General features: G+C 43.9%; 22 protein-coding genes. 5 read left to right on the top strand and 17 right to left on the bottom strand.

Going from position 1 to position 19073, the window contains the following annotated elements:
* Positions 1-51 precede the first annotated feature (51 nt).
* Entirely contained in the window at positions 52-525 is a 474-nt protein-coding gene (greA, locus tag LDX50_RS03070) for a transcription elongation factor GreA (RefSeq protein WP_225696940.1), read from the top strand.
* Positions 525-917, top strand: coding sequence for an HIT family protein (locus tag LDX50_RS03065; protein ID WP_225696939.1), 393 nt, complete (start codon positions 525-527; stop codon positions 915-917). The genes greA and LDX50_RS03065 overlap by 1 nt, the downstream gene beginning before the upstream one ends.
* Here the strand turns inward: LDX50_RS03065 and LDX50_RS03060 are convergent, their stop codons facing one another.
* The 4 genes from LDX50_RS03060 to LDX50_RS03045 are packed head-to-tail and all read right to left on the bottom strand — an operon-like array spanning position 918 to position 4585.
* Complete coding sequence (locus LDX50_RS03060) at positions 918-1979, bottom strand: NAD(P)H-dependent glycerol-3-phosphate dehydrogenase (RefSeq protein WP_225696938.1); 1062 nt, start codon at positions 1977-1979, stop codon at positions 918-920.
* The gene (locus tag LDX50_RS03055; protein ID WP_225696937.1) at positions 1951-3645 is read right to left on the bottom strand and encodes a 1-acyl-sn-glycerol-3-phosphate acyltransferase; all 1695 of its coding nucleotides are present in this window, start codon (positions 3643-3645) and stop codon (positions 1951-1953) included. Before LDX50_RS03055 ends, LDX50_RS03060 begins: the two co-directional genes overlap by 29 nt.
* A gap of 33 nt (positions 3646-3678) precedes the next feature.
* The gene (locus LDX50_RS03050) at positions 3679-4392 is read right to left on the bottom strand and encodes a hypothetical protein (RefSeq protein ID WP_225696936.1); all 714 of its coding nucleotides are present in this window, start codon (positions 4390-4392) and stop codon (positions 3679-3681) included.
* Positions 4349-4585 carry a hypothetical protein gene (locus tag LDX50_RS03045; protein ID WP_225696935.1) on the bottom strand — a complete coding sequence of 79 codons (237 nt, stop codon included), beginning with the start codon at positions 4583-4585 and terminating at the stop codon, positions 4349-4351. The genes LDX50_RS03050 and LDX50_RS03045 overlap by 44 nt, the downstream gene beginning before the upstream one ends.
* Positions 4586-4762: 177 nt before the next feature.
* Between LDX50_RS03045 and LDX50_RS03040 the strand changes: the two genes are divergently transcribed.
* The 3 genes from LDX50_RS03040 (at position 4763) to fabD (ending at position 9013) form a co-directional block, all read left to right on the top strand.
* Complete coding sequence (locus tag LDX50_RS03040; RefSeq protein WP_225696934.1) at positions 4763-7648, top strand: T9SS type B sorting domain-containing protein; 2886 nt, start codon at positions 4763-4765, stop codon at positions 7646-7648.
* Entirely contained in the window at positions 7627-8058 is a 432-nt protein-coding gene (locus LDX50_RS03035; protein ID WP_225696933.1) for a thiol-disulfide oxidoreductase DCC family protein, read from the top strand. The genes LDX50_RS03040 and LDX50_RS03035 overlap by 22 nt, the downstream gene beginning before the upstream one ends.
* 82 nt (positions 8059-8140) lie before the next feature.
* Positions 8141-9013, top strand: a complete 873-nt coding sequence (gene fabD / locus LDX50_RS03030) for an ACP S-malonyltransferase (RefSeq protein ID WP_225696932.1) — start codon at positions 8141-8143, stop codon at positions 9011-9013.
* Between the two features lie 288 nt (positions 9014-9301).
* Here fabD and LDX50_RS03025 read toward each other — a convergent pair whose 3' ends face one another.
* From LDX50_RS03025 to LDX50_RS02965, 13 genes are all read right to left on the bottom strand, one after another.
* Positions 9302-9934, bottom strand: a complete 633-nt coding sequence (locus LDX50_RS03025) for a hypothetical protein (RefSeq protein WP_225696931.1) — start codon at positions 9932-9934, stop codon at positions 9302-9304.
* A gap of 159 nt (positions 9935-10093) precedes the next feature.
* Positions 10094-10678, bottom strand: coding sequence for a nuclear transport factor 2 family protein (locus tag LDX50_RS03020; RefSeq protein WP_225696930.1), 585 nt, complete (start codon positions 10676-10678; stop codon positions 10094-10096).
* Positions 10679-10766: 88 nt separating this feature from the next.
* Positions 10767-11705, bottom strand: coding sequence for a helix-turn-helix transcriptional regulator (locus LDX50_RS03015; RefSeq protein ID WP_225696929.1), 939 nt, complete (start codon positions 11703-11705; stop codon positions 10767-10769).
* Between the two features lie 71 nt (positions 11706-11776).
* The gene (locus LDX50_RS03010) at positions 11777-12538 is read right to left on the bottom strand and encodes a DUF6090 family protein (protein WP_225696928.1); all 762 of its coding nucleotides are present in this window, start codon (positions 12536-12538) and stop codon (positions 11777-11779) included.
* 10 nt (positions 12539-12548) lie between these two features.
* On the bottom strand, positions 12549-13289 hold the full coding sequence (locus LDX50_RS03005; protein ID WP_225696927.1) for a DUF6090 family protein: 741 nt from the start codon (positions 13287-13289) through the stop codon (positions 12549-12551).
* A gap of 90 nt (positions 13290-13379) precedes the next feature.
* A complete protein-coding gene (locus tag LDX50_RS03000; protein WP_225696926.1) occupies positions 13380-14750 on the bottom strand; it encodes an APC family permease in 1371 nt (456 codons plus the stop codon).
* Positions 14751-14816: 66 nt separating this feature from the next.
* Positions 14817-15545: an SGNH/GDSL hydrolase family protein gene (locus LDX50_RS02995; RefSeq protein ID WP_225696925.1), complete on the bottom strand. Its 729-nt coding sequence runs from the start codon at positions 15543-15545 to the stop codon at positions 14817-14819.
* A gap of 100 nt (positions 15546-15645) precedes the next feature.
* Positions 15646-15939 carry a DUF6958 family protein gene (locus LDX50_RS02990; RefSeq protein WP_225696924.1) on the bottom strand — a complete coding sequence of 98 codons (294 nt, stop codon included), beginning with the start codon at positions 15937-15939 and terminating at the stop codon, positions 15646-15648.
* A 121-nt stretch (positions 15940-16060) separates the two neighbouring features.
* Positions 16061-16522, bottom strand: a complete 462-nt coding sequence (locus tag LDX50_RS02985) for a hypothetical protein (RefSeq protein WP_225696923.1) — start codon at positions 16520-16522, stop codon at positions 16061-16063.
* Positions 16522-16806 (bottom strand): DUF6958 family protein, encoded by a 285-nt coding sequence (locus LDX50_RS02980; protein WP_225696922.1) that lies wholly within the window; start codon positions 16804-16806, stop codon positions 16522-16524. Before LDX50_RS02980 ends, LDX50_RS02985 begins: the two co-directional genes overlap by 1 nt.
* Positions 16807-16836: 30 nt before the next feature.
* Complete coding sequence (locus LDX50_RS02975; RefSeq protein WP_225696921.1) at positions 16837-17574, bottom strand: hypothetical protein; 738 nt, start codon at positions 17572-17574, stop codon at positions 16837-16839.
* A 33-nt stretch (positions 17575-17607) separates the two neighbouring features.
* Positions 17608-18396 (bottom strand): DUF6090 family protein, encoded by a 789-nt coding sequence (locus tag LDX50_RS02970; protein ID WP_225696920.1) that lies wholly within the window; start codon positions 18394-18396, stop codon positions 17608-17610.
* A 62-nt stretch (positions 18397-18458) separates the two neighbouring features.
* Positions 18459-18986, bottom strand: a complete 528-nt coding sequence (locus LDX50_RS02965) for a YybH family protein (RefSeq protein WP_225696919.1) — start codon at positions 18984-18986, stop codon at positions 18459-18461.
* Between the last annotated feature and the right edge of the window lie 87 nt (positions 18987-19073).

The raw sequence follows: 19073 nt of genomic DNA, 5'->3' as shown, positions 1-19073 counted from the left end.
TCTCCTGGAGACCGTTGTTTGTTTATATAGCCGGAGTAAAGAAAAAGAGAAATGAGCAAAGTGTCTTATTACACGAAAGAGGGCCTGGAAAAACTCAGAAATGAGCTAAATGAACTGAAGACCAAGGGACGTTCAGATATCGCACGTCAAATCGCCGAAGCCCGCGATAAAGGGGATCTCAGTGAAAATGCCGAGTATGATGCGGCAAAGGATGCACAAGGACATCTGGAAGCGAAGATCGCACAGCTTGAAGAAATTGTTGCCAATGCACGTCTGATCGACGAAAGCACCCTGGACCATTCCAAGGTGAGCATTCTATCCAAGGTAAAGATCAAAAACCGGAAGAACGGTGCGGTTTTCACTTACACGCTCGTTTCCGAAGAAGAGGCTGATCTTAAGGCAGGAAAAATCTCCCTGCAGTCGCCGATTGGCAAAGGGCTTTTGGGTAAAAAACCTGGTGAGACCACCAAAATTCAGACACCTGGAGGAGAGATGGAATTTGAAGTAATGGAAATCGGCGCCTGATGGCTACTATATTTACACGAATCATTAACAGGGAAATACCCGGGCATATCATTGCCGAAGATGACAGGTTTATTGCTATCCTCGACATAAATCCACTGGTCATGGGTCATACTCTTGTCATCCCGAAGGAAGAGGTTGACTATATTTTTGACCTTGATGAGAAAACGTTGGGTGATCTCATGTTATTTGCGCAAAAAGTTGGACTGGCTGTCGAACAGGCAGTTCCCTGCCTGCGGATAGGGATTTCGGTGATCGGACTGGAAGTTCCGCATACGCATGTACACCTGATTCCTATGAACTCGATGGGTGACATCAATTTTTCCAGACCCAAGATGAATCCTTCCGGCGATGAATTGTCGGCTATGGCAGAGAAGATCCGGTCGTTCCTCTGATCAGATAAAGTCGATATCCACATTATAGGGATAGCGCATCAGGAATTGCAGTGCCCGTTCTGCGGGCATCCCCTCAAATAGTACTTCATGAAGGGCTTCGGTAATCGGAGCCCTTAATTTATAGTGTGAAATGAGTTTTTTGGTAATACGTATGGTGTTTACACCTTCTGCCACCTCTTCCATGGAGGCTATTACATCATCGAGCTGCTCACCGCGTGCCAGTCTGTAACCTACGGTGAAGTTCCGGCTCTGGGTACTGCTGCAGGTTGCTACCAAATCACCAATCCCAGCCAGCCCCAGGAAGGCTTCCACATTTCCACCCAGGGCTTTTCCGAGATAGATCATCTCCACCATGCCCCGGCTGATCAACAGCCCCAGCGCATTGTCACCTAAACCAAGGCCACTCAACGCGCCCGAAGCTATGGCAATAATGTTTTTAAGTACGCCTGCCAACTCGATTCCGATGAGATCGTAGTTTCCGTAAACCTGGAAATTGTCGGATCTAAGCAGTTGCTCCCCGATATCAATAACCTCTTTGAAGCGGCTGGCTACAACAGTTGCAGCCGGCTGACCAGCGGCCATTTCACCGGCAAGGTTCGGACCTGCCAGGCAGCCAATGCGCACGACCACGCTTTCTTCGGTGATCACCTCGCTCATGGTCCGGATATATTCACGGCTCAGTTTGGGCTGATCATCCAGGTTTGTGCCTTCCGGTAAATTTATGTCAAGTCCCTTGGTTCCGTGAATAAGGATATGATAAGGGTGGAGATAGGGGGACAGCTGTTGCATCACCTGCCTGAAGGCGGATGAAGGTACAATTGGAAAGATCACATCACAGCTATTCGCAATATGCATGAGATCGCCTGTGGGGGTAATATTCCTGTTAAGCGCCTGACCGCGGTGCTCCCGGGTGTGTGCGATCTTTTCAACCACCGCGGGGTCGCGTGCGTACAGCAGTACTTCGCTTTGCTGGGCCAGAAGGTTGGCAATCACAGAACCAAAACTCCCGGCGCCTATAACAGCAACAGGCTTGTTATACTTTTGATTCGAGGTCATAGCCATCCATTCGGTTGTGATAGTAATACAAAGTGGTCAGGTCTGAGGTAATGATGTCACCCTGTTTATTGAATATTAGCGGGCGTTTGGCATGGTACATTCCAACATTTTCGATTCCGAACTTAATTACCTCGTCGAGATCACCACGCATATGAGGGGCGATATTCAGTTTCCCCTGTTTCTTTAGCTTGAGAACTTCTTTCCGCATATGATCGAATTCGTCCCTGAATTCCTTGTAGGTGATAAACAGTTCTTCTTCCGGTATACGCAGGAAGTCATACAGATCCAGTTTATTATAGCGTTTGCGCCAGATGGTAAAGGCGGTGAAAGCCACCAGGTGGCTTGCAAAAACGCGATTGATGCGGTGATATTCCTTAACAATCACCTCGGCCAGTTGTCGTGTATATTCAGCTTCACGTTGCTGGTTGGCTGTGATTTTCCCGTCTGTCAAGAAATAATCCCGGGTATCAATGAAGCGTCCCTGCCGGTCGATGCTGCGTCCCTTGTTATCCACATAATTCCCCATCAGATCAAGGCCCGGGCCTATGGAAACCGATATGTCGGACCCCTTGGCAAAAAACTTGAAAAGGAATTTGGTCATTTTGTAGGAAGTTGAAAATTCATCTGTTTCAATGTAGAAACGTTCCTGCCCTTTCATAGCCAGGTACTGCTTGATGAGACTCGGTGCTTCCAGCACAAAGTTGTAGTTGAGGGTAACAGGTACAATAAATATCTTTCGCGGGCTGCCAGCTGTATTTTCCATGTACAGGCCGCGCTGGGCTTCCATCGCTGTCCCGAGCAGGCCAAGCTTAAGGTGCGTTTCAATTTTTCCAGACCGGGAACGGGTTCCTCCGGGGAAGAAAAGACTGTGGGCTCCTTCCTGAATTGCCAGCATGCTGTAGGTTTTCAGGGTTTCAAGGTAGATGGGATTCTTCTTTCTCCGGTCGACCTTGTAAGCCCCGAGGCTATTCATGAAGTAGGCAAAGATCTTGATGTTGAACAAATTCAGACCGGCACCATAAATAAATGCCGGAAGTCCCAGGGAGTGAATGATCCAACCGATCAGGATGGAGTCGAGATTGCTGAAATGGGTTGGTACCATCACTACGGTTCCGATCTTTGCCAGCTTACGAAGTTGCTTAGTTTTGCCGATGATCTGGATCTTGTCGCGCAGTGTGTATTCATTCCGGAAGAATGCGCCGAAGCGCTTTACACGGGTGGCGTTAAGGAGGCGGGCGAATCCGAATTTCACCATCTCACGCGCCATTTTATAATGACTTTGCTTAAAGTTACCCGCTATCTCGTTCGCATAACGGTGCACAATCCGCCCCAGTATTTTACGTTCCTTTTCAACAGTATTTTGTCCCCCTACAAGATCTACAAGATCGTTCTTTACGCCTGACCAAAACTTTGATTCATCCGGCGGGTCTACTTTCCACGGATTTTGTTTTATCCGAAGCTTCTCGAGGTAAAGCGTAGATTCAAGCTCCTCCCTCAGCTCTTCCTTGCCCTTATTGGCCGCAATGATGCGTTCAATCGTTGTTTGTGCAACGTATTCGATGAACTGCTTTCGGTTCTTGGACAGGCGGACAACGGGCCAGTCGGCCGTTCCGGGAAGAATGGGTTTGTATTTTTTGTTACGAGTGGGTTTGTCCGTTAATGCCTCTGCCATACTACGACACTTTGAAGTAAATATAGGTAGTTTTTATTCAACTTCTTGAAATAGGTGGGCGGGTATCGACTTTTGCAGAAAGGCTGCGGCATGCGTGAGGGGTTCGTTTATCTCAAACCGAAGATGGATTTCATTTTCCCGTGCATTCATCCCCAGGATCTTATGTCCGAAAGGTACTTCAGCCCGTGACAAATAAATTTGTGTTCCCTCCGGAACGATCCCGGTCTGAGAAATTTCATTGCTAACATCTTTTCCGGGTGCCAGGTAAACAAACGGATCATTATTTCGCAGCTGTGCCCCGGCGAACTGGACAAAGGCCTTCAGGTAGGGAGAGGTGGAGGAGACGAAAAAGTCATAGTCTTTCACGGTCGTGGATACCGTAAGCGCATCGGTTCCGGTGTAACCATAATACATCAGGAATAGTCCGCCCAGGACCACCATCAGAAGGATCCAGAATGCCCCGAATGTCTTGATGAGTGCTACGAGTGCGAGGGGAGTGATGATTCCACCTATCACCAGGGGAAGCCATAATATGCGGTGGCGGATTACCAGTTGTTTGATCTGCTCCCGCGGAAAAACCTCCATTTTATTGCCGTTATGACGAACAACAATGCCACCCATCGTCAGGAATACTTCCGAAGACGGGTTTTTGGATTGTCCCAGCGGACAGCGGGCGATAACAGGAGATCCTTCAACGAACATTTCAGAGTCTTTCCATTGCCGATGCCATTTCCATGTGCATTTCATGAAACCGACGGGTTACACCCTTCATGAACGTCGTATCCATGAGTTGAGGGATGTCGGTTTCACTAATATCCATCTGATCAATCTTAAAGGATTGTTCATACGGGCCGCTTTCGATCTTGATGATGAATTTACCATTCCAATCGAAAAGGCTTATTTTATATAGTTCGTGGGGGATATCTCCGATAACTCGCATACTATCAGGGTATAGAATTCGTTAATTCATTGATTTGTCAACAAGGCAACAAAACTTTAGACAAATATTGTAACTTATTCTTTAAATTTAATGTTCACATAAGCGAGATTAGAAGCATTGTTTCCTGATTTGAAGATATACAAGAGGCTTTTTACATGGTTGCGTGCCGTTTTGGTAATGGGAATATTACTGATTTCGGCGACATCTACCTATGCGACGCACCTTCGTGCCGGAGAAATTACAGTTGAGAAAGTGGATGGCTGCGGAAGCCTGACGGTCAAGATCACGATCACAGTTTTCACTGATACGGGTTCGGATATCAATTTTGGTGACGGGTTCCTGTTTTTCGGTGACGGAACGGATCCTGTGGTCCTCCCGACCATAGAGGAGGATACCCGGCCCGACCTGGGACCGGAAGTCGGGATTGCTTCTTTTTCCATAGAATATACCTATTCCTCCCCCGGTGTTTATAAAATTGGCTATCTCGAGCCAAACCGGAATGACGATATCGTAAACGTTGGTAATTCGGTAAATACCACATTCTACGTTGAGACACAGATCATCATCAGCCCGTTCGTCGGGTGTAATAACAGTCCGGTGCTGCTGATTCCACCGATCGACAGGGCCTGTCCGGGTGTGGCTTTCTTCCATAATCCAGGCGCATTTGATCCCGATGGTGACAGTATTGCCTTTGAATTAGTAATTCCGAAAAAAGAAAAAGATACGAACGTAGACAACTGGGTAGATCCTGCTGATCTGAGTGACAGCAATGAGGATGAAACCGGTGCGGCTACATTTTCCATTGATCCCATAACAGGTGATCTGGAATGGAATGCGCCTACGATCACGGGCGAATATACGGTTGCCTTTATTGTGAAGGAATACAGAAAGCTCGATGGTGAATATGTACAGCTGGGCTATGTTACACGGGATATGCAGATTATCGTGGAAGATTGCGATAATGAGCGCCCTGAACTGGAAATTCCCGATGACATTTGTGTGGAGGCTGGTACGCTCATTGATGCCGAGATACTGGGTTTTGATCCCGATTTTGACAGTGTGAAAATCGAGGTTTTCAGTGAAATCCTGAATAATGGAAATGTTACAATCTCTCCTGATCCAGCGAGATTCCAATCCGTTTCACCCAATGGCGCAAGATTGAATTTTCAGTGGCAGACTACCTGTGCTGATGTACGGACCAATGCATATCAGGTCGTATTTAAAATCACGGATAAACCTCCGAGAACCGGCAGTCCGCCTATAAAACAGCCAAGCCTGGTGAGTTTCGCCACATGGAATATAACGGTGGTCGGACCGAGTCCGGAAGTTACCGGCGTCACCCAGGACGGACAGGGATTGCTGCTGAACTGGGAGCGATATAATCAGATATGCCAGGATAACCTGGGAAGAGATATTGCGAGCAGTTTTGAGATCTGGCGAAGGATCGACTCGAACCCCTATATGCCGGATGAATGTGAAACCGGGATCAGGGAAGGAGCGGGCTATGAGCTGATCGGAACCGCACCTATCGACGCAACCAGCTTCAAGGATAATAATCTTGTGGCAGCGGCCAAATACTGTTACCGGATTGTAGCAGTATTTCCCACAACCGGGGCGCCACGCAGTATTGTTTCCGACGAGGTGTGTTATGAATTTGTTCCGGCAGACAAGCCGATCATTACCCATGTGTCGATTGACAAGACCGGTACAACCGACGGAGAAATCATTGTCGGGTGGCGTGAGCCATTTCCACAGGATCTGGATCCGAATGTATATCCGCATCCATATCGATATATAATTGAGCGTAACGAAGGTGCCAATAATTCTGGTGGTTTTGTGGAGGTGGCAACCGTTACCATTAACAGTGCGACTACCGACAGTCTTGGAATCCGTGATACCGGATTGAATACACGTGATCTTGTTTACAACTACAGGATTCGTCTGGAAATTCCCAACGGACCAGGTGGCAGCAATGATCCACTGTTTTCTGAACAGGCATCAACTGTTCGTCTTGAGCCTACGCCACTGTTTCAGCAGATCGGGTTGAACTGGAATGCCCAGGTGCCGTGGTCTAATGTGATCGCCTCGCCTCCGGGCTCCGAGCACCTGATCTACCGTGGTTTGGAAGGGGATTCTGAGGAAGACCTCGTATTAATTGCCCGCGTTGATGTGAATGGAAACGGTTTCCAGTATCTGGATGCTGGTCCGCTGGATAACAACCTGGTATATTGCTACCGCGTGTTAACCAAGGGTACCTACGGAAATCCGAATATCACAACACCGCTGCTGAATTATTCCCAGATCACCTGTACACAGCCGAGCGATTCTATTCCTCCGTGTGCTCCTGTGATTACCGTGGACAAGCCGTCGTGCGAAGAGTTTCTCGCCACAGCTTCCTGCAGCTTTGATAATTTCAGTAACGACCTGAACTGGGAAACTGATTTCGGAAGTAACTGTCAGAATGATATCCGTTTCTACGAGATCTGGTACAAACCGGACACGAACAGTGAGTATCGTTTGATCGGAACTTCGACTACGGAATCCTTTATTCACAGTACAGATGTGAACGGTCAACCACTCACATCTTTCAAAGGTTGTTACAAAGTAAGGGCGATCGACCGCTCCAATAATGTTGGTGAATTCAGCGAGGAGATATGCGTGGATAACTGTCCGTATTATGAACTGCCCAACGTCTTCACGCCGAACGGTGATGGCTGCAATGATGTATTCAGCGCCTACAGTGATCGTGGAGGTGTGGACGAATCAGGATTTGGCCGGTGCGGTGATGTGGATGCATCCAAGTGTGCACGCTTTGTAAAGCGGGTGGACGTAACGATCTACAACCGTTGGGGTGGCGTTGTTTACACGTATACTGGATTTGGTGATTCTGAGCGCACCGATGAAAATTCCAATTCGATCTATATCGACTGGGATGGTATCAGTGATGACGGAAAAGAGGTGGCATCTGGTGTTTATTATTACCAGGCGGAGGTGACTTTCGATGTAGTGGATCCTTCAACTGCCAAACAGACGATAAAGGGATGGGTTCAGATCCTACGCTAGGAGATTCGGCTTCTCACATCATTTTCTTTGACGGTGTATGTAACCTTTGTAACGGGTTTGTGAATTTCATCATCGACCGGGACACTAAAGGATTATTCAAATTTTCCTCGCTACAGTCTGACAGTGCCCGTGAATTACTTGCTCCCTATCCTGAGATCATTACGGGTGAGAATCCTGAAAGTGTCGTTTTACTTACAGGGGACGGCCGGGTGCTTTCCGAAAGCGACGCGGTACTTGAGATTGCGGGTCTGATGGGAGGGGCGTGGCCGACGCTGAAGGTATTCAAGGTTTTTCCCCGGGGATTCCGGAATGCAGTTTACCGCTGGGTAGCACGTAACCGTTACCGGTGGTTTGGCAAACGGGATGTTTGCCGGCTTCCCACGCCGGAGCTGAAGGAGCGATTCATCTGACATGCTTCTTTTGCCGGTTTTTCTGTTTTTGGATCGGATCAGAAATCCCTAACTTTGCGACCATCAGATTAAACACCAACCTATGACAGCATATGTATTTCCGGGCCAGGGTGCCCAGTTTCCCGGTATGGGCAAAGATCTTTACGAGCAAAATGAGCAGGCACGCGCACTTTTTGAGCGCGCCAATGAAATCCTCGGTTTCCGGATCACGGATATTATGTTTGAAGGCACGGCAGATGAGTTGAAGCAAACGCGGGTGACCCAACCGGCGATCTTCCTTCATTCTGTAATCCTGGCATTAACTTCTGATAATTTTGCTCCTGACATGGTAGCGGGCCATTCACTTGGAGAGTTTTCCGCACTTGTGGCAAATAAGACCCTTGATTTTGAGGACGGACTGAAGCTCGTTTTTCAGCGTGCACTGGCGATGCAAAAGGCCTGTGAGATCAATCCGTCTACGATGGCAGCGATCCTTGGTCTGGACGACAAGGTTGTGGAGGACGTTTGCGCGGGCATTGATGAGGTTGTCGTGGCGGCCAACTATAACTGCCCGGGACAGCTGGTAATTTCCGGCTCAAATGCCGGAATCGAGATCGCCTGTGAAAAGATGAAAGAGGCCGGTGCGAAGCGGGCGCTGCCGTTGCCTGTAGGCGGAGCGTTTCATTCACCCCTGATGGAGCCGGCACGTGCAGAGCTTGCGGCAGCGATTGAGTCGACGACTTTCAATACACCTATTTGCCCTGTTTATCAGAATGCCAATGCACTTCCGTCTACTGATGTGGCGGCGATCAGGGAACAGCTGATCATACAGCTCACTGCCCCTGTAAGGTGGACGCAATCAGTTCAGAAGATGGTTGAGGAAGGTGCCACTAAGTTCATCGAATGCGGTCCGGGCAAGGTTCTCCAGGGACTGATCCGCAAGATCGCACCTGAGGCGGAAGTAGAATCGATCTGAATTTAGCCTGGAACTTTATTTTGATGGCACGCGGAATGCGTGCCATTTTCATTTGACCGTTGAAGGAAGTATTTTCCCCACAATAAGGGGTTTGGGGTGGACTGGTTTTGATCAACTCTCGCTCTCGAATTTACACTCACTCTCGCACTCACACCCACAAGTCATATTTAGGGCAGGTCAGCCAATTTTCCAGGCCCATAATATTCCAGGCAACTGGTTTCAATTGTCCGCATGAGAACATATTTTGCCCCTTGTATAGGGGGTTTGCGGGGTATGCCCAAGCATACCCTAGTTCAGCAAGATTTCCCCGGTAGTAAATTCGGATGATTGGCCGCTTTGAAACTCTATTTGCACCGTGATTTGATGCTGGTTCGGAGTAATCACCTCGTTCGTTCTGAGGGCGAATAAATACAGGCTTGATTCGCTTTCAGATCTGCTATCGAGGAAAATATTTTCTCCCATTACACCATTAAGTGCTTCTTCAAGTGTTTGAATCAGGGATTCATTATAATAATTGTACGAGCAATCCAAAGCATCCTGGCAGCCCGGAGCCACGGAAATCGGAATGAACAAGTCCTTCAACTCACTTCCAGCCGGATAAGTTGAGTTTAGATCAGTGCTACTTCTTATCGAAATGGTTTTTATTTTATCTGTTAGTGAATAGGCTAAATCAGCTCTCAAATTTCCCCCGAAATTGGTTTTTTGGAGACAATATTTACCGCTGCTATTTGTATCCAGCAAAAGTGCATATTCATTAGCTGTTACCGTTTCCCCGGAACCGACTGTGCTGTTATTGCTAAGCGAATAGTTCCTGATGGAGGAAAAGTCCAGCTGGTAACATAAAGTGCCTTCTTTTTGAATACAGGATTCCAGCAGGCTGTTCGCAAAGATGAAGAAGGAGATCAGTATTATTTTTTTCATGGATCAGGGATTCATTTCAATAAGCGAAAGGAACAAGTCTTCGTATGTGAATATGCTGAAAAGAAGGAACGGAATAAGGTTTAGACCTTTATCTAATTGTTAAATTTTTCCGGATCAAATTACTTAATTTATTTCACTTTAAACTCTGGCATCCGGATCTTAAGAATTCAACGCCTTTCTCAATTGCTTTCTTGTTCTAAGGAACAGGAAAGTTGGGATCAAGGCAATGACCAGCCCTGTAAGCAGGCCTTGAAATACAAATCTTAGTGTTTGAGGAGTTTCAATATCATGCCTGTGATTCCAGAATTCAACGATTTTACCATCTTCTATCCTGAATACATTGATAATGTTGAATGGTTTTGTAGTACCAAGTATGAAACGACCTAACAGTGTTTTTGGGTTATCAAACGAGGAAGTCCAATGCGTGACAACTAAATTTCCTTCCGCCACCTGGTAATTAATTTTACCGCCAAGCTCCCCATTCTCCCAGAAGAAATCGGCAATATTTTTTTGCTCAATGGCAGCTTCTGTAACTCCTTTTCGATCACCAATGTCATGAACCACATAGTGATCCGCAACATATTTTTTATAATTCTCTGTGTTGTTAGAGAACCACAAATCTTCGTAGAATGCCCGTGCAATAGCCTTGTTGGCTTCAGGACTATTTTGGGAATTGGTGCTGTTTTGTGAATGAATCACCTGTGTGCTCAGGCAGATAGTCAGTAATAATACCATTTTTCTCATGATCGTCTTTTTTTATGCAAACTATGGCACACGGACTATCATGCATTAATGCCAAAAGCCGCTTGATTAGTGCAATTGGACGAAAACATCAATTCGACTCTGAAGGAAGCACCCCAAAATATTTTTTGTATGCCTTTGTGAAGTTTGAAGGGTGGGAATAGCCCAGTATATAACTTACTTCGGTCGGACTTTTACCTTTGTTCTGAATTTCTATCCTGGCATATTCCATTCTAACTCGATTATGATATTCGATGGGGGGAAGACCAAATACCTGTTTAAACGAAGCCTTAAATTTTGATTTTCCCATATTGGCTGTGTTCGCAAGCTCTGTAAGTGTGGGAATCTGCGGGGTAGTGGGATTTCGTAATTTCGTTGATATTTGAAAGATCCTCCGGAGATCCTCAGGATGAAGTTTTCCAGGATTCACACCTTTTTGGTGACTTCTAAGTTTATCGAAAAAGTGCTGCATAAAATCAAGCAGAAGCCCGTGGCATTTAATTTTATTGTTCATGGCTGAAAGGGCAATTGACAGCTTGCTTTCCAGTACAGGATCCAGGTCTTCATATACCAAACTCTTATCCCTGTCTATTATGCTTTCCCAGTCCTCAAAATAAGATTTCAGGAATGTATCACTGAAATGTATGGAAGCCAATTCCGAATCAACATTCGGAGGAATGGGAGTGATAATTTCCAGATCAGGGCCATACAGCAAAATGCCGATAGGTGAGTATCTTAAAAATTCAATGGTTTCGTCTCCTACTTTTTTTTCCTGCTTAACTTTGGACAAATTAATGTGGATCAGAAACCAATTTGTATCCGGCGGGTTGACAGATTTCATATTGACCGGAACCCTGAATTGGGATTGATGAAAGTAGTAAAACTCCAGTTCACCAGGGAATTCAACGTACTCCATTTCACCATCAATAATAGCCGGATTCGGCCGAAATCCGGTTTTAGTTTTCGTCAGATTAAAATATCGGTCAAACTGATCTTTTATGTTTTGGGTGATGTCAATCTGGACGTCCATATCACAAAATTTATTCTGGATTTTCCCGCTACCTGGAGAGAGCGTTCCTGGCAGGCAAAGTAATTGAGTTATCAGGATGATTCAAGGCTTTCATTTATACGATGTATCAATGCAGTTGCTTCCTGTTTTACATTCTCAAAATAATCAATCATACTTTTTCTGCGAATATAATTCTCCTTGATATAATTCCTTCCCTCAATACTCTGGACAAAGTCAATGAGTTTTCTATCCTGGCTGGTTTCCTCAGGAAGCATGGGAAATTCGTTTAAATTGATTTCCAGTTTCGACCGAATAATTTGATTTATTTCGTTTTCAAATGCGTAATGCTTCTCCTCATCATTGTACGCATCTACAAGGTATTTGGTATCGGTGTAGTATTTGGTTAGTTCATTTTGCAGGTTTTCAAAACCAGTCAGGTTAGGATTCTCGGAATTCTGCAATTTATTGAATGTTCGAACCGTAATGGGTTGTTGAAAATACGGACCGAAAAAGACGCGTCTCAGGCTGTCAGTTTGATTGCTATTATAGGAGGTCAAACCCAGGGCCCAGGCTTCAATTTTTACCTGTTGTTTCAATTTTCCGGTTACATAGTTTGATTCCAGGGTGTCTCTAACGAGATCTTTTTTGAATTCCTCCAGCAAGGCCTTCGACTTAATGAATTCTTTTCTGCCTTCATTCCACAGATTAATTTGCAGCGCGATTAATATTCCGATGACAACCAGAACAATTTCGCCAACTGCATAAAGAAGGTATTTGCTGAATTTACCTGACCGTCCGGCAGGCGGGTTTTCAGATAATAGCTGTCTTCGGATGTTTCTAAAGAATTTTATCATTCAGGTCGATTTATTTTGTGGCATTAATAATTTCATCGATCAGCATCTCTGTTTCATCACACCTTTCCAGTATTTGCTGATGAAACCACAGATTATTGTCTAAAAAATTTTCAAACTCCACTTCCTGGAATAACGGATAATACTCGGGTTTAACTTTGGACTTGCCGCTCCATGGTAAATTGTCGGCCACATCCATTTGCTTAAATGATATTTTGGACAATAAATACGGGATGAACTTGTCATTAACCCATGTATCCAACTTCTCCATTCTGATTTTCCTGATCTCCGATAATACATTCCATTTATACAACAGCACATTGATTTCTTCATTTTTAAGTAGCGTTAATTGGCCACTTTGCATGATGTTTTTAAGGGTATTGTCGGCAAAAGCCAGTTCATTAGCTCCAAAAGAAACATAGAATAAACTGTCTAAATTGTATTTTGACAGTTCCTCGCCGGATGCTCCGATCAAATCCATCAGTACCATTTGGGCATTCATTTCATCTTTGTTGGTTTGAATGAAGCCCTGAATGATCATTTTATTCTCTTTGAAGTCTTTATGAAGTTTTGCAATAATTTCTTTCTCTTCGTTTCTGTCGATCCTGTTTTGATTCCAGGTATTGATCTGAAGGGCAATCAGAATGCCAATCACTACGAGAATAATTTCTCCAATGGCATATTTCAAATACCTACCTGCCTTGCCGGCAGGCAGGCCACCCGGCCAGTCGGCACTTCCTTTTTTATTTTCCATAAGCAGATTTTGGCGTATTCGTCTGAAAAATTTTATCATATTTTAGGCTTTGAGGCCTGTCTGCCGACTGGCTCCTCTTATATTTTCGAATTATAATATTTTCTCAATGGACTCCCCTTTAAAATAGGGCTTCTTCATCCTGTATTTAATCCATAGCACCGCAAATACTGTTGTGACCCCGGTGAACAAACCGGCATTCAGATACACACTTCTGGTCATTTCGGGAGAAGGTGAATTGTTAATGAGCAGGTAGATCATTCCAATGATGCCAAGTATTTGAAATATAGGAAATAAGGGTGATCGATAGGGGCGAGGGAAATCCGGATATTTTTTTCTTAAAATAATCAGGTCAACGTGAGCCATAATGTATATCATGAGAAAAATGGCGGAGCAGGATATCATCAACAGGATAACCACATTCTGTGAGTCCTGAAAAATCAGATATACGGCCAATGCCAGGCTGCACTGGAAAATGATACCAAACCAGGGGGTTTTGAATTTGGGATGAACGAGCTTAAATACCGAAGGTAATTGATTGTTTTTCGCCATACCATACATCATTCGCGAGATGGAGGCTATTCCGGTACTAAAACAGGTTGCAGCGGCCGTAATGGCAAGAATAGCCATCAGTAACCTGGCATTTTCCCCGAAAATGGATTTAACCAGGAGCCAGTGAGGAATGGAAGATTCCACCAATTCATTGCCCGGAACTTTGTGGTAGCCAGCCAGGGCAATCGATCCGTAAACGAATAACAGGATGAAGCAAGAAATAATCATCGCCCTGGGCAGGTTCCGTTCGGGTTGTTTTGTTTCCTCAACCAACGGACAAACAAATTCCATTCCCACAAATGCCCAAACAGCAAGGACTGTCAGCGAAAGTATACTCCAGTCCAATGATGCAAAGCCAGCCAGCATCTCATTAAACGGAATATCCTGAGTCTCTGAACTGCTTATTCCGGCAATACCGATAACAACTAATGCAGCCAGCATTATGAATGCCAGCAGGTTTTGAACGGTTGCAAATACTTCTATGCCCAGGATATTTAAGACAATAATGGCTATGTAAACCCAGAGTCCGAAGCGGCCAAATGTGTCCGGATAAAGCGCATCCATAACGTAATCCAGCAGGAAGAGATCTGCTGCCCCCGCAAAAACAGCAATGCCCAGATAGCCCGTAATCGTTATCACGATAGCGGGCAGATGACCTATCGCAACTTCGGTGTAGGTGCTGATTCCTCCGGCCTTAGGCATCATCAGGGCGAGTTCAGTAAATGTAAAAACGTACCCAAGCGCAAGCACGAAAGCGATAAGTATGGCAACAAGAAATCCGGAAGGATTTATTCCTACACCCGGCAAAATCGTAATTAAAGGACCCTGACCAACAACTACTCCAACGCAAATCGCTATGAGCGAAGAAAGACCTAAAGTGCGCTTAAGGGTGGGGTTCTTAGGGTTATTCATTGATGAAATTGTGAGCCATGCCTGATTCTGTTTGTTGAGGTTTTAATCGAATAGTATTTCAAGTTTCTATGGAAAAGCTAAGAATGACACCTGTAATTCACCCAACTTTTTGTAGCCCAGCGCATTCATATGAATAGGGTCCCTGTAATATAAATCCTTATTGAATATGTTATAGCCTCCTAATGTAAACTGATCAAGAAATGGTATGCCGTGAAGTTCACAGATCATCTTTTGCATTTCTACATATTCAACCATCCCATAATCATAAAAAGGATCATATGCGCCCCTGTCGTTGAATGCTTTACTTGATGTAAAGAAATAGATGGTAGCACGGGGATTAATTTCGTATATTTTTTTTATACAATAGTTAATTCCCCCTGCCTGGGTAATCAGTTTTTCCTCGTCGTAACCGTCAAATTCAGTATAATCTGTGTAAGATCCTATCTCCCTCTTATTGGTATAATCATTGGTTGATGCCCATAGGATATAAATATCAAACACGCCTGCTTCATCAACCTGTTGCTGAAGAGATTTCCCTTGCAATGAAGAGAATCCCGCGCCGGGAACCCCGTAATTTGTGATGGTCATTCCCAGGTATTTCTCCCATAAGATCTTTGCACTGTCGCTTGGGGGGATCACCGAAACGGAGCCACCGAAAACGGCTACCGACTTTCCATAATTAAACGATTCTTTAAGTGATAAGTCAGACTTATTTTGCGAAAAAACTCTGCTTGAGAAGGTGCAAAGAAGAACGGACAAAACCAGAACGGTCGAACAGATAATACCTCTTTTCATAATGCTGTGGATTTTAACTCGGAATGGTCAAATTCGTCATAAAATCCATAGCAATCAAGGCGCTGAATTACAGCTGTTGTAATGCATTGTTTTTAGTCTCCTAGCGATGTGCTGGTTTAATTAATTTATATTTTTCAGGTTTTGTCTTTGTCCGCTCAATAATCGTTCTGGCTTCCAGGTCAAGTTTAACGGTTTCACCATACCACTGGACCCCTCCGTCAAAGGTGTCTTTAACCCGTGAATACAGCTCTTCCATAAGCTCGGTATGGGTCGGTTCAGATTCAGCCAGGATGGAAAGAATGTTTTCCTTAATTATTTCGTACTTCTTCAGCGATATGCGCTTATTTGTTTTGCCTGCGATAGGATGAAGTGTCTGGATATATTCTTCTTTCATTTTTGAATGAATTATTTAACAAACGCCAACCTGAGAGGTGTGGGTTTTCCAACGTGAATTCATATAAAACCGAAATGGCCGTTTGATCAGGCAACTAAATTATTGACGATGTTTACAATCGTCATTTCTTGATGTTGTGTTCTTCAAATACCTTGTTCAGCCATAGGGAGAAATCTTCCGAAAAAGCGAATCCCACTTCATTCCAGTAATCCTCAAAACCGGGTGAGTCTAACCCGGCGATGACAAATTTTGTGTAGTTATTCCAATGAGTGTCGGGCATAAGATCTAATTTATGCTGATGAAAATAGGTTTCCGCATGCAGCAACAGCATCATATGATTCCACTTTCTGAATTCTATATCACCCGGACTTAAATCATTTTGCTCGTTTACTTTTACCCATCGGTCGGCGTGTTCTGCCCTGAATTTTGTTAATTCCAGTGCGAATTCCGATAGGGAATGGCGGGCGGCCGCCCTGTTCACGCGCGTATTCTGCCTTACCTGTTTCGCCAGATAAACCAAAGTGATCACTACCGCTATGGAAGCGATCAGTTCACTGATCAGTACTATATCTTCTAAATTCATCACGTTTTTATTATTCTGTACCTTTCTGGCTTTTTTTCAGTACGCTCAATTATTTTTCTGGCTTCCAGGTCAAGTTTAACAGTTTCGCCGTACCACTGAACTCCTCCCTCAAAGGTGTCTTTAATACGTGAATACAACTCTTCCATAAGCTCAGTATGGGTCGGTTCAGATTCAGCCAGGATAGAAAGAATGTTTTCCTTAATTATTTCGTACTTCTTCAGCGAAATGCGCTTATTTGTTTTTCCGGCGACAGGATGAAGTGTCTGTATTGTTTCATCTTTCATGATCAGGCTTATTTTTCAGCTGACTTTTATTTAAGTACAATCGTAAGACGATATGCTAAGCGAGCCATCCTCATTTTCCGTTAGTTTTAAGTCTTCAGTTGCCCCTTCACCTTGAAAAAGGTATTCATTTCCACGTTTTTCAATAAATCTAGGAAAAAGTATTTCTAATTCGGTTTCATTAATGTTCAGATGATGAATGGTTAATAGGTGATAAACTTCACTTAGTGTTAAATTCCGATACGCATAAATATGGTCAAAGCAACCATCAAAGGCGGTGTAGGTATATGTTACATTCTCGTATTCGGTTATTATGTCTTCTAACTCATAAACTGCGTCACCGTATTTTTCAGTTCTTTTTACAATCCGGTCGTTAATCTTTTCGCCATTTATATCTGGAATCAATATTCCTTTATATACATCTCTCATTACTGGTTTGAATTTAGTCAGGTCTGCACTGAATACATATTTATAAGAATCCTCATTCCTTATTTTAATAAAATAACCATCCAGGTAAAATTCTTCACCTATTTTCTTCGAATGCCTGGTCCTTAAAATTTCACTTGCGACAATCATTTCTCCGACTTTTAGTTTTCCCATTATCCTGGAATCTAATGATGAATTTTCATATAAATCCGCGCCCGAGACATTTAGCACATAAAAAATATCCTCGTCATTTTTTATTTGACCAGAAGCAGCGAAAATAATTCCAATCGTCAATTTTATGATTAGTAAAGACCTGCTGGTCCTCATTATTTTTCGAATATCCATTTGCTCCTTTTTTTAATATTCCCGGCACTGGATTTATTTGATTTTTCTATTCTGAATTTCAGAATTCAGGGCAGTAATAATTTGGTTGTAATTCTGCATAATTCTATTACAAATTATAGACTGCTGATACAACATTTCAATATCCGATGCCACGAAGTTTTGGTATTCCAAATCGTTTACGATGAATGCCTTCCGTGAATAATATTGCTCCCAGGAGTCCTTAAAAGTGTACCCCCTTTTGTCGTTTAATCGATTTGGTATTCCTTGCCGTAATCGGGTTCTTTCATAATCCTGCATCCGTTCTTTCAGGGAATTGTATTTATCTTCCGCGGCAATCCATCTTTGGACCATGTTTGGCCATAAGGTAAGGAGTGTTTTTAATGAATCGTTTTTTATATTATCAATTGCACCAGAGTTTACCAACCCATTAAGAACTGTATTCTGAATAGCCCAGCGACCTCCAAAATACCCCTTTACGTTTGATCTGACCTTTGTTTCTATTGGGATCGTATCATTAGCAATGATATCATAGTGCGCTCTCCTGTCTTCCTGAGCGGAATCGCGCTCTGCACATATGAATTCTAATCTTTCAATATTTAGTTCAAATTCATTCTTCAGGGCTACCAATGCCTTGCTCTCTGCCTTGTCTGCTTTTCTTTGCTCGTTCCAATTGTTGACTTGTAATGCCAAAAGAATCCCTATCATCACAAGTGCAATTTCACCGATAGCGTAAAGGAGATATTTACCGAATTTACCTGACGGTCCGCCAGGCGTGTTTTCGGAGAATAGGGTTTTTCTGATTCTTCTAAAGAATTTTATCATTGGTTAATGGTTGGCTATAATGAAGCTACAATTTGCCTATATGCATCGTTGGCGGCAGTTTCTCAATTTAATTTGATAAGCTGAGCTGCTGGTTGGCTCAGGTCTCTATGGCCACCAATGCATAACCACTTCCCATCTTCTTTAACCATTACGTCACTCCAACGCATAATCCCTTTGTATATATCACCTGTCTTCCAGCCTCTTTGGTTCTCAGGTCCAATCCATTTAAAAGTTTCTGTAGCCGTATAATGAACTAACGCTGCATTACCGTCACCAATTAGGTGAAAATCTACTAAATTAATTTCCATCTCCTGCGACTCCTCATTGGCTTTCATATTATCCCAAAACCCACGCATATCAGAATAGGTATTTAATACATCCTCTCGCATTCCCCAACGCTTCCAATCGACATGATATCCTGCCAGATAGGTATCATAATCATTTTCCTGCCATGCAAAAAATCTTGATTCGATTGATGCTTTCAACTCATTTTCAATTTGTTTTCGATCTATTTCCTGAGACTTTTGATCATTGTTTTGGCACGAAAATGTAAGTACTGCAATAAATCCTAGTAATAATGTTGTTCTCATAATTCTCTATTTTTAATTTGAATTACAGCCAACGAAGTGAGAACCATGCCGTCAGGCTTGCCTGCTCAGAGCCTTTCACCCTCTTTA

It is taken from the genome of Fulvivirga sedimenti (assembly GCF_020328055.1).
The sequence above is the reverse complement of the archived record's forward strand: the minus strand, read 5'-3'. Positions and strand labels throughout refer to the sequence as shown.

Bases quoted from the DNA above. Each gene is read 5' to 3' on its own strand.
- greA (WP_225696940.1), top strand. From the start codon at position 52: ATGAGCAAAGTGTCTTATTACACGAAAGAGGGCCTGGAAAAACTCAGA.
- LDX50_RS03065 (WP_225696939.1), top strand. From the start codon at position 525: ATGGCTACTATATTTACACGAATCATTAACAGGGAAATACCCGGGCAT.
- LDX50_RS03060 (WP_225696938.1), bottom strand. From the start codon at position 1,979: ATGGCTATGACCTCGAATCAAAAGTATAACAAGCCTGTTGCTGTTATA.
- LDX50_RS03055 (WP_225696937.1), bottom strand. From the start codon at position 3,645: ATGGCAGAGGCATTAACGGACAAACCCACTCGTAACAAAAAATACAAA.
- LDX50_RS03050 (WP_225696936.1), bottom strand. From the start codon at position 4,392: ATGAAATGCACATGGAAATGGCATCGGCAATGGAAAGACTCTGAAATG.
- LDX50_RS03045 (WP_225696935.1), bottom strand. From the start codon at position 4,585: ATGCGAGTTATCGGAGATATCCCCCACGAACTATATAAAATAAGCCTT.
- LDX50_RS03040 (WP_225696934.1), top strand. From the start codon at position 4,763: ATGGGAATATTACTGATTTCGGCGACATCTACCTATGCGACGCACCTT.
- LDX50_RS03035 (WP_225696933.1), top strand. From the start codon at position 7,627: ATGGGTTCAGATCCTACGCTAGGAGATTCGGCTTCTCACATCATTTTC.
- fabD (WP_225696932.1), top strand. From the start codon at position 8,141: ATGACAGCATATGTATTTCCGGGCCAGGGTGCCCAGTTTCCCGGTATG.
- LDX50_RS03025 (WP_225696931.1), bottom strand. From the start codon at position 9,934: ATGAAAAAAATAATACTGATCTCCTTCTTCATCTTTGCGAACAGCCTG.
- LDX50_RS03020 (WP_225696930.1), bottom strand. From the start codon at position 10,678: ATGAGAAAAATGGTATTATTACTGACTATCTGCCTGAGCACACAGGTG.
- LDX50_RS03015 (WP_225696929.1), bottom strand. From the start codon at position 11,705: ATGGACGTCCAGATTGACATCACCCAAAACATAAAAGATCAGTTTGAC.
- LDX50_RS03010 (WP_225696928.1), bottom strand. From the start codon at position 12,538: ATGATAAAATTCTTTAGAAACATCCGAAGACAGCTATTATCTGAAAAC.
- LDX50_RS03005 (WP_225696927.1), bottom strand. From the start codon at position 13,289: ATGGAAAATAAAAAAGGAAGTGCCGACTGGCCGGGTGGCCTGCCTGCC.
- LDX50_RS03000 (WP_225696926.1), bottom strand. From the start codon at position 14,750: ATGAATAACCCTAAGAACCCCACCCTTAAGCGCACTTTAGGTCTTTCT.
- LDX50_RS02995 (WP_225696925.1), bottom strand. From the start codon at position 15,545: ATGAAAAGAGGTATTATCTGTTCGACCGTTCTGGTTTTGTCCGTTCTT.
- LDX50_RS02990 (WP_225696924.1), bottom strand. From the start codon at position 15,939: ATGAAAGAAGAATATATCCAGACACTTCATCCTATCGCAGGCAAAACA.
- LDX50_RS02985 (WP_225696923.1), bottom strand. From the start codon at position 16,522: ATGAATTTAGAAGATATAGTACTGATCAGTGAACTGATCGCTTCCATA.
- LDX50_RS02980 (WP_225696922.1), bottom strand. From the start codon at position 16,806: ATGAAAGATGAAACAATACAGACACTTCATCCTGTCGCCGGAAAAACA.
- LDX50_RS02975 (WP_225696921.1), bottom strand. From the start codon at position 17,574: ATGGATATTCGAAAAATAATGAGGACCAGCAGGTCTTTACTAATCATA.
- LDX50_RS02970 (WP_225696920.1), bottom strand. From the start codon at position 18,396: ATGATAAAATTCTTTAGAAGAATCAGAAAAACCCTATTCTCCGAAAAC.
- LDX50_RS02965 (WP_225696919.1), bottom strand. From the start codon at position 18,986: ATGAGAACAACATTATTACTAGGATTTATTGCAGTACTTACATTTTCG.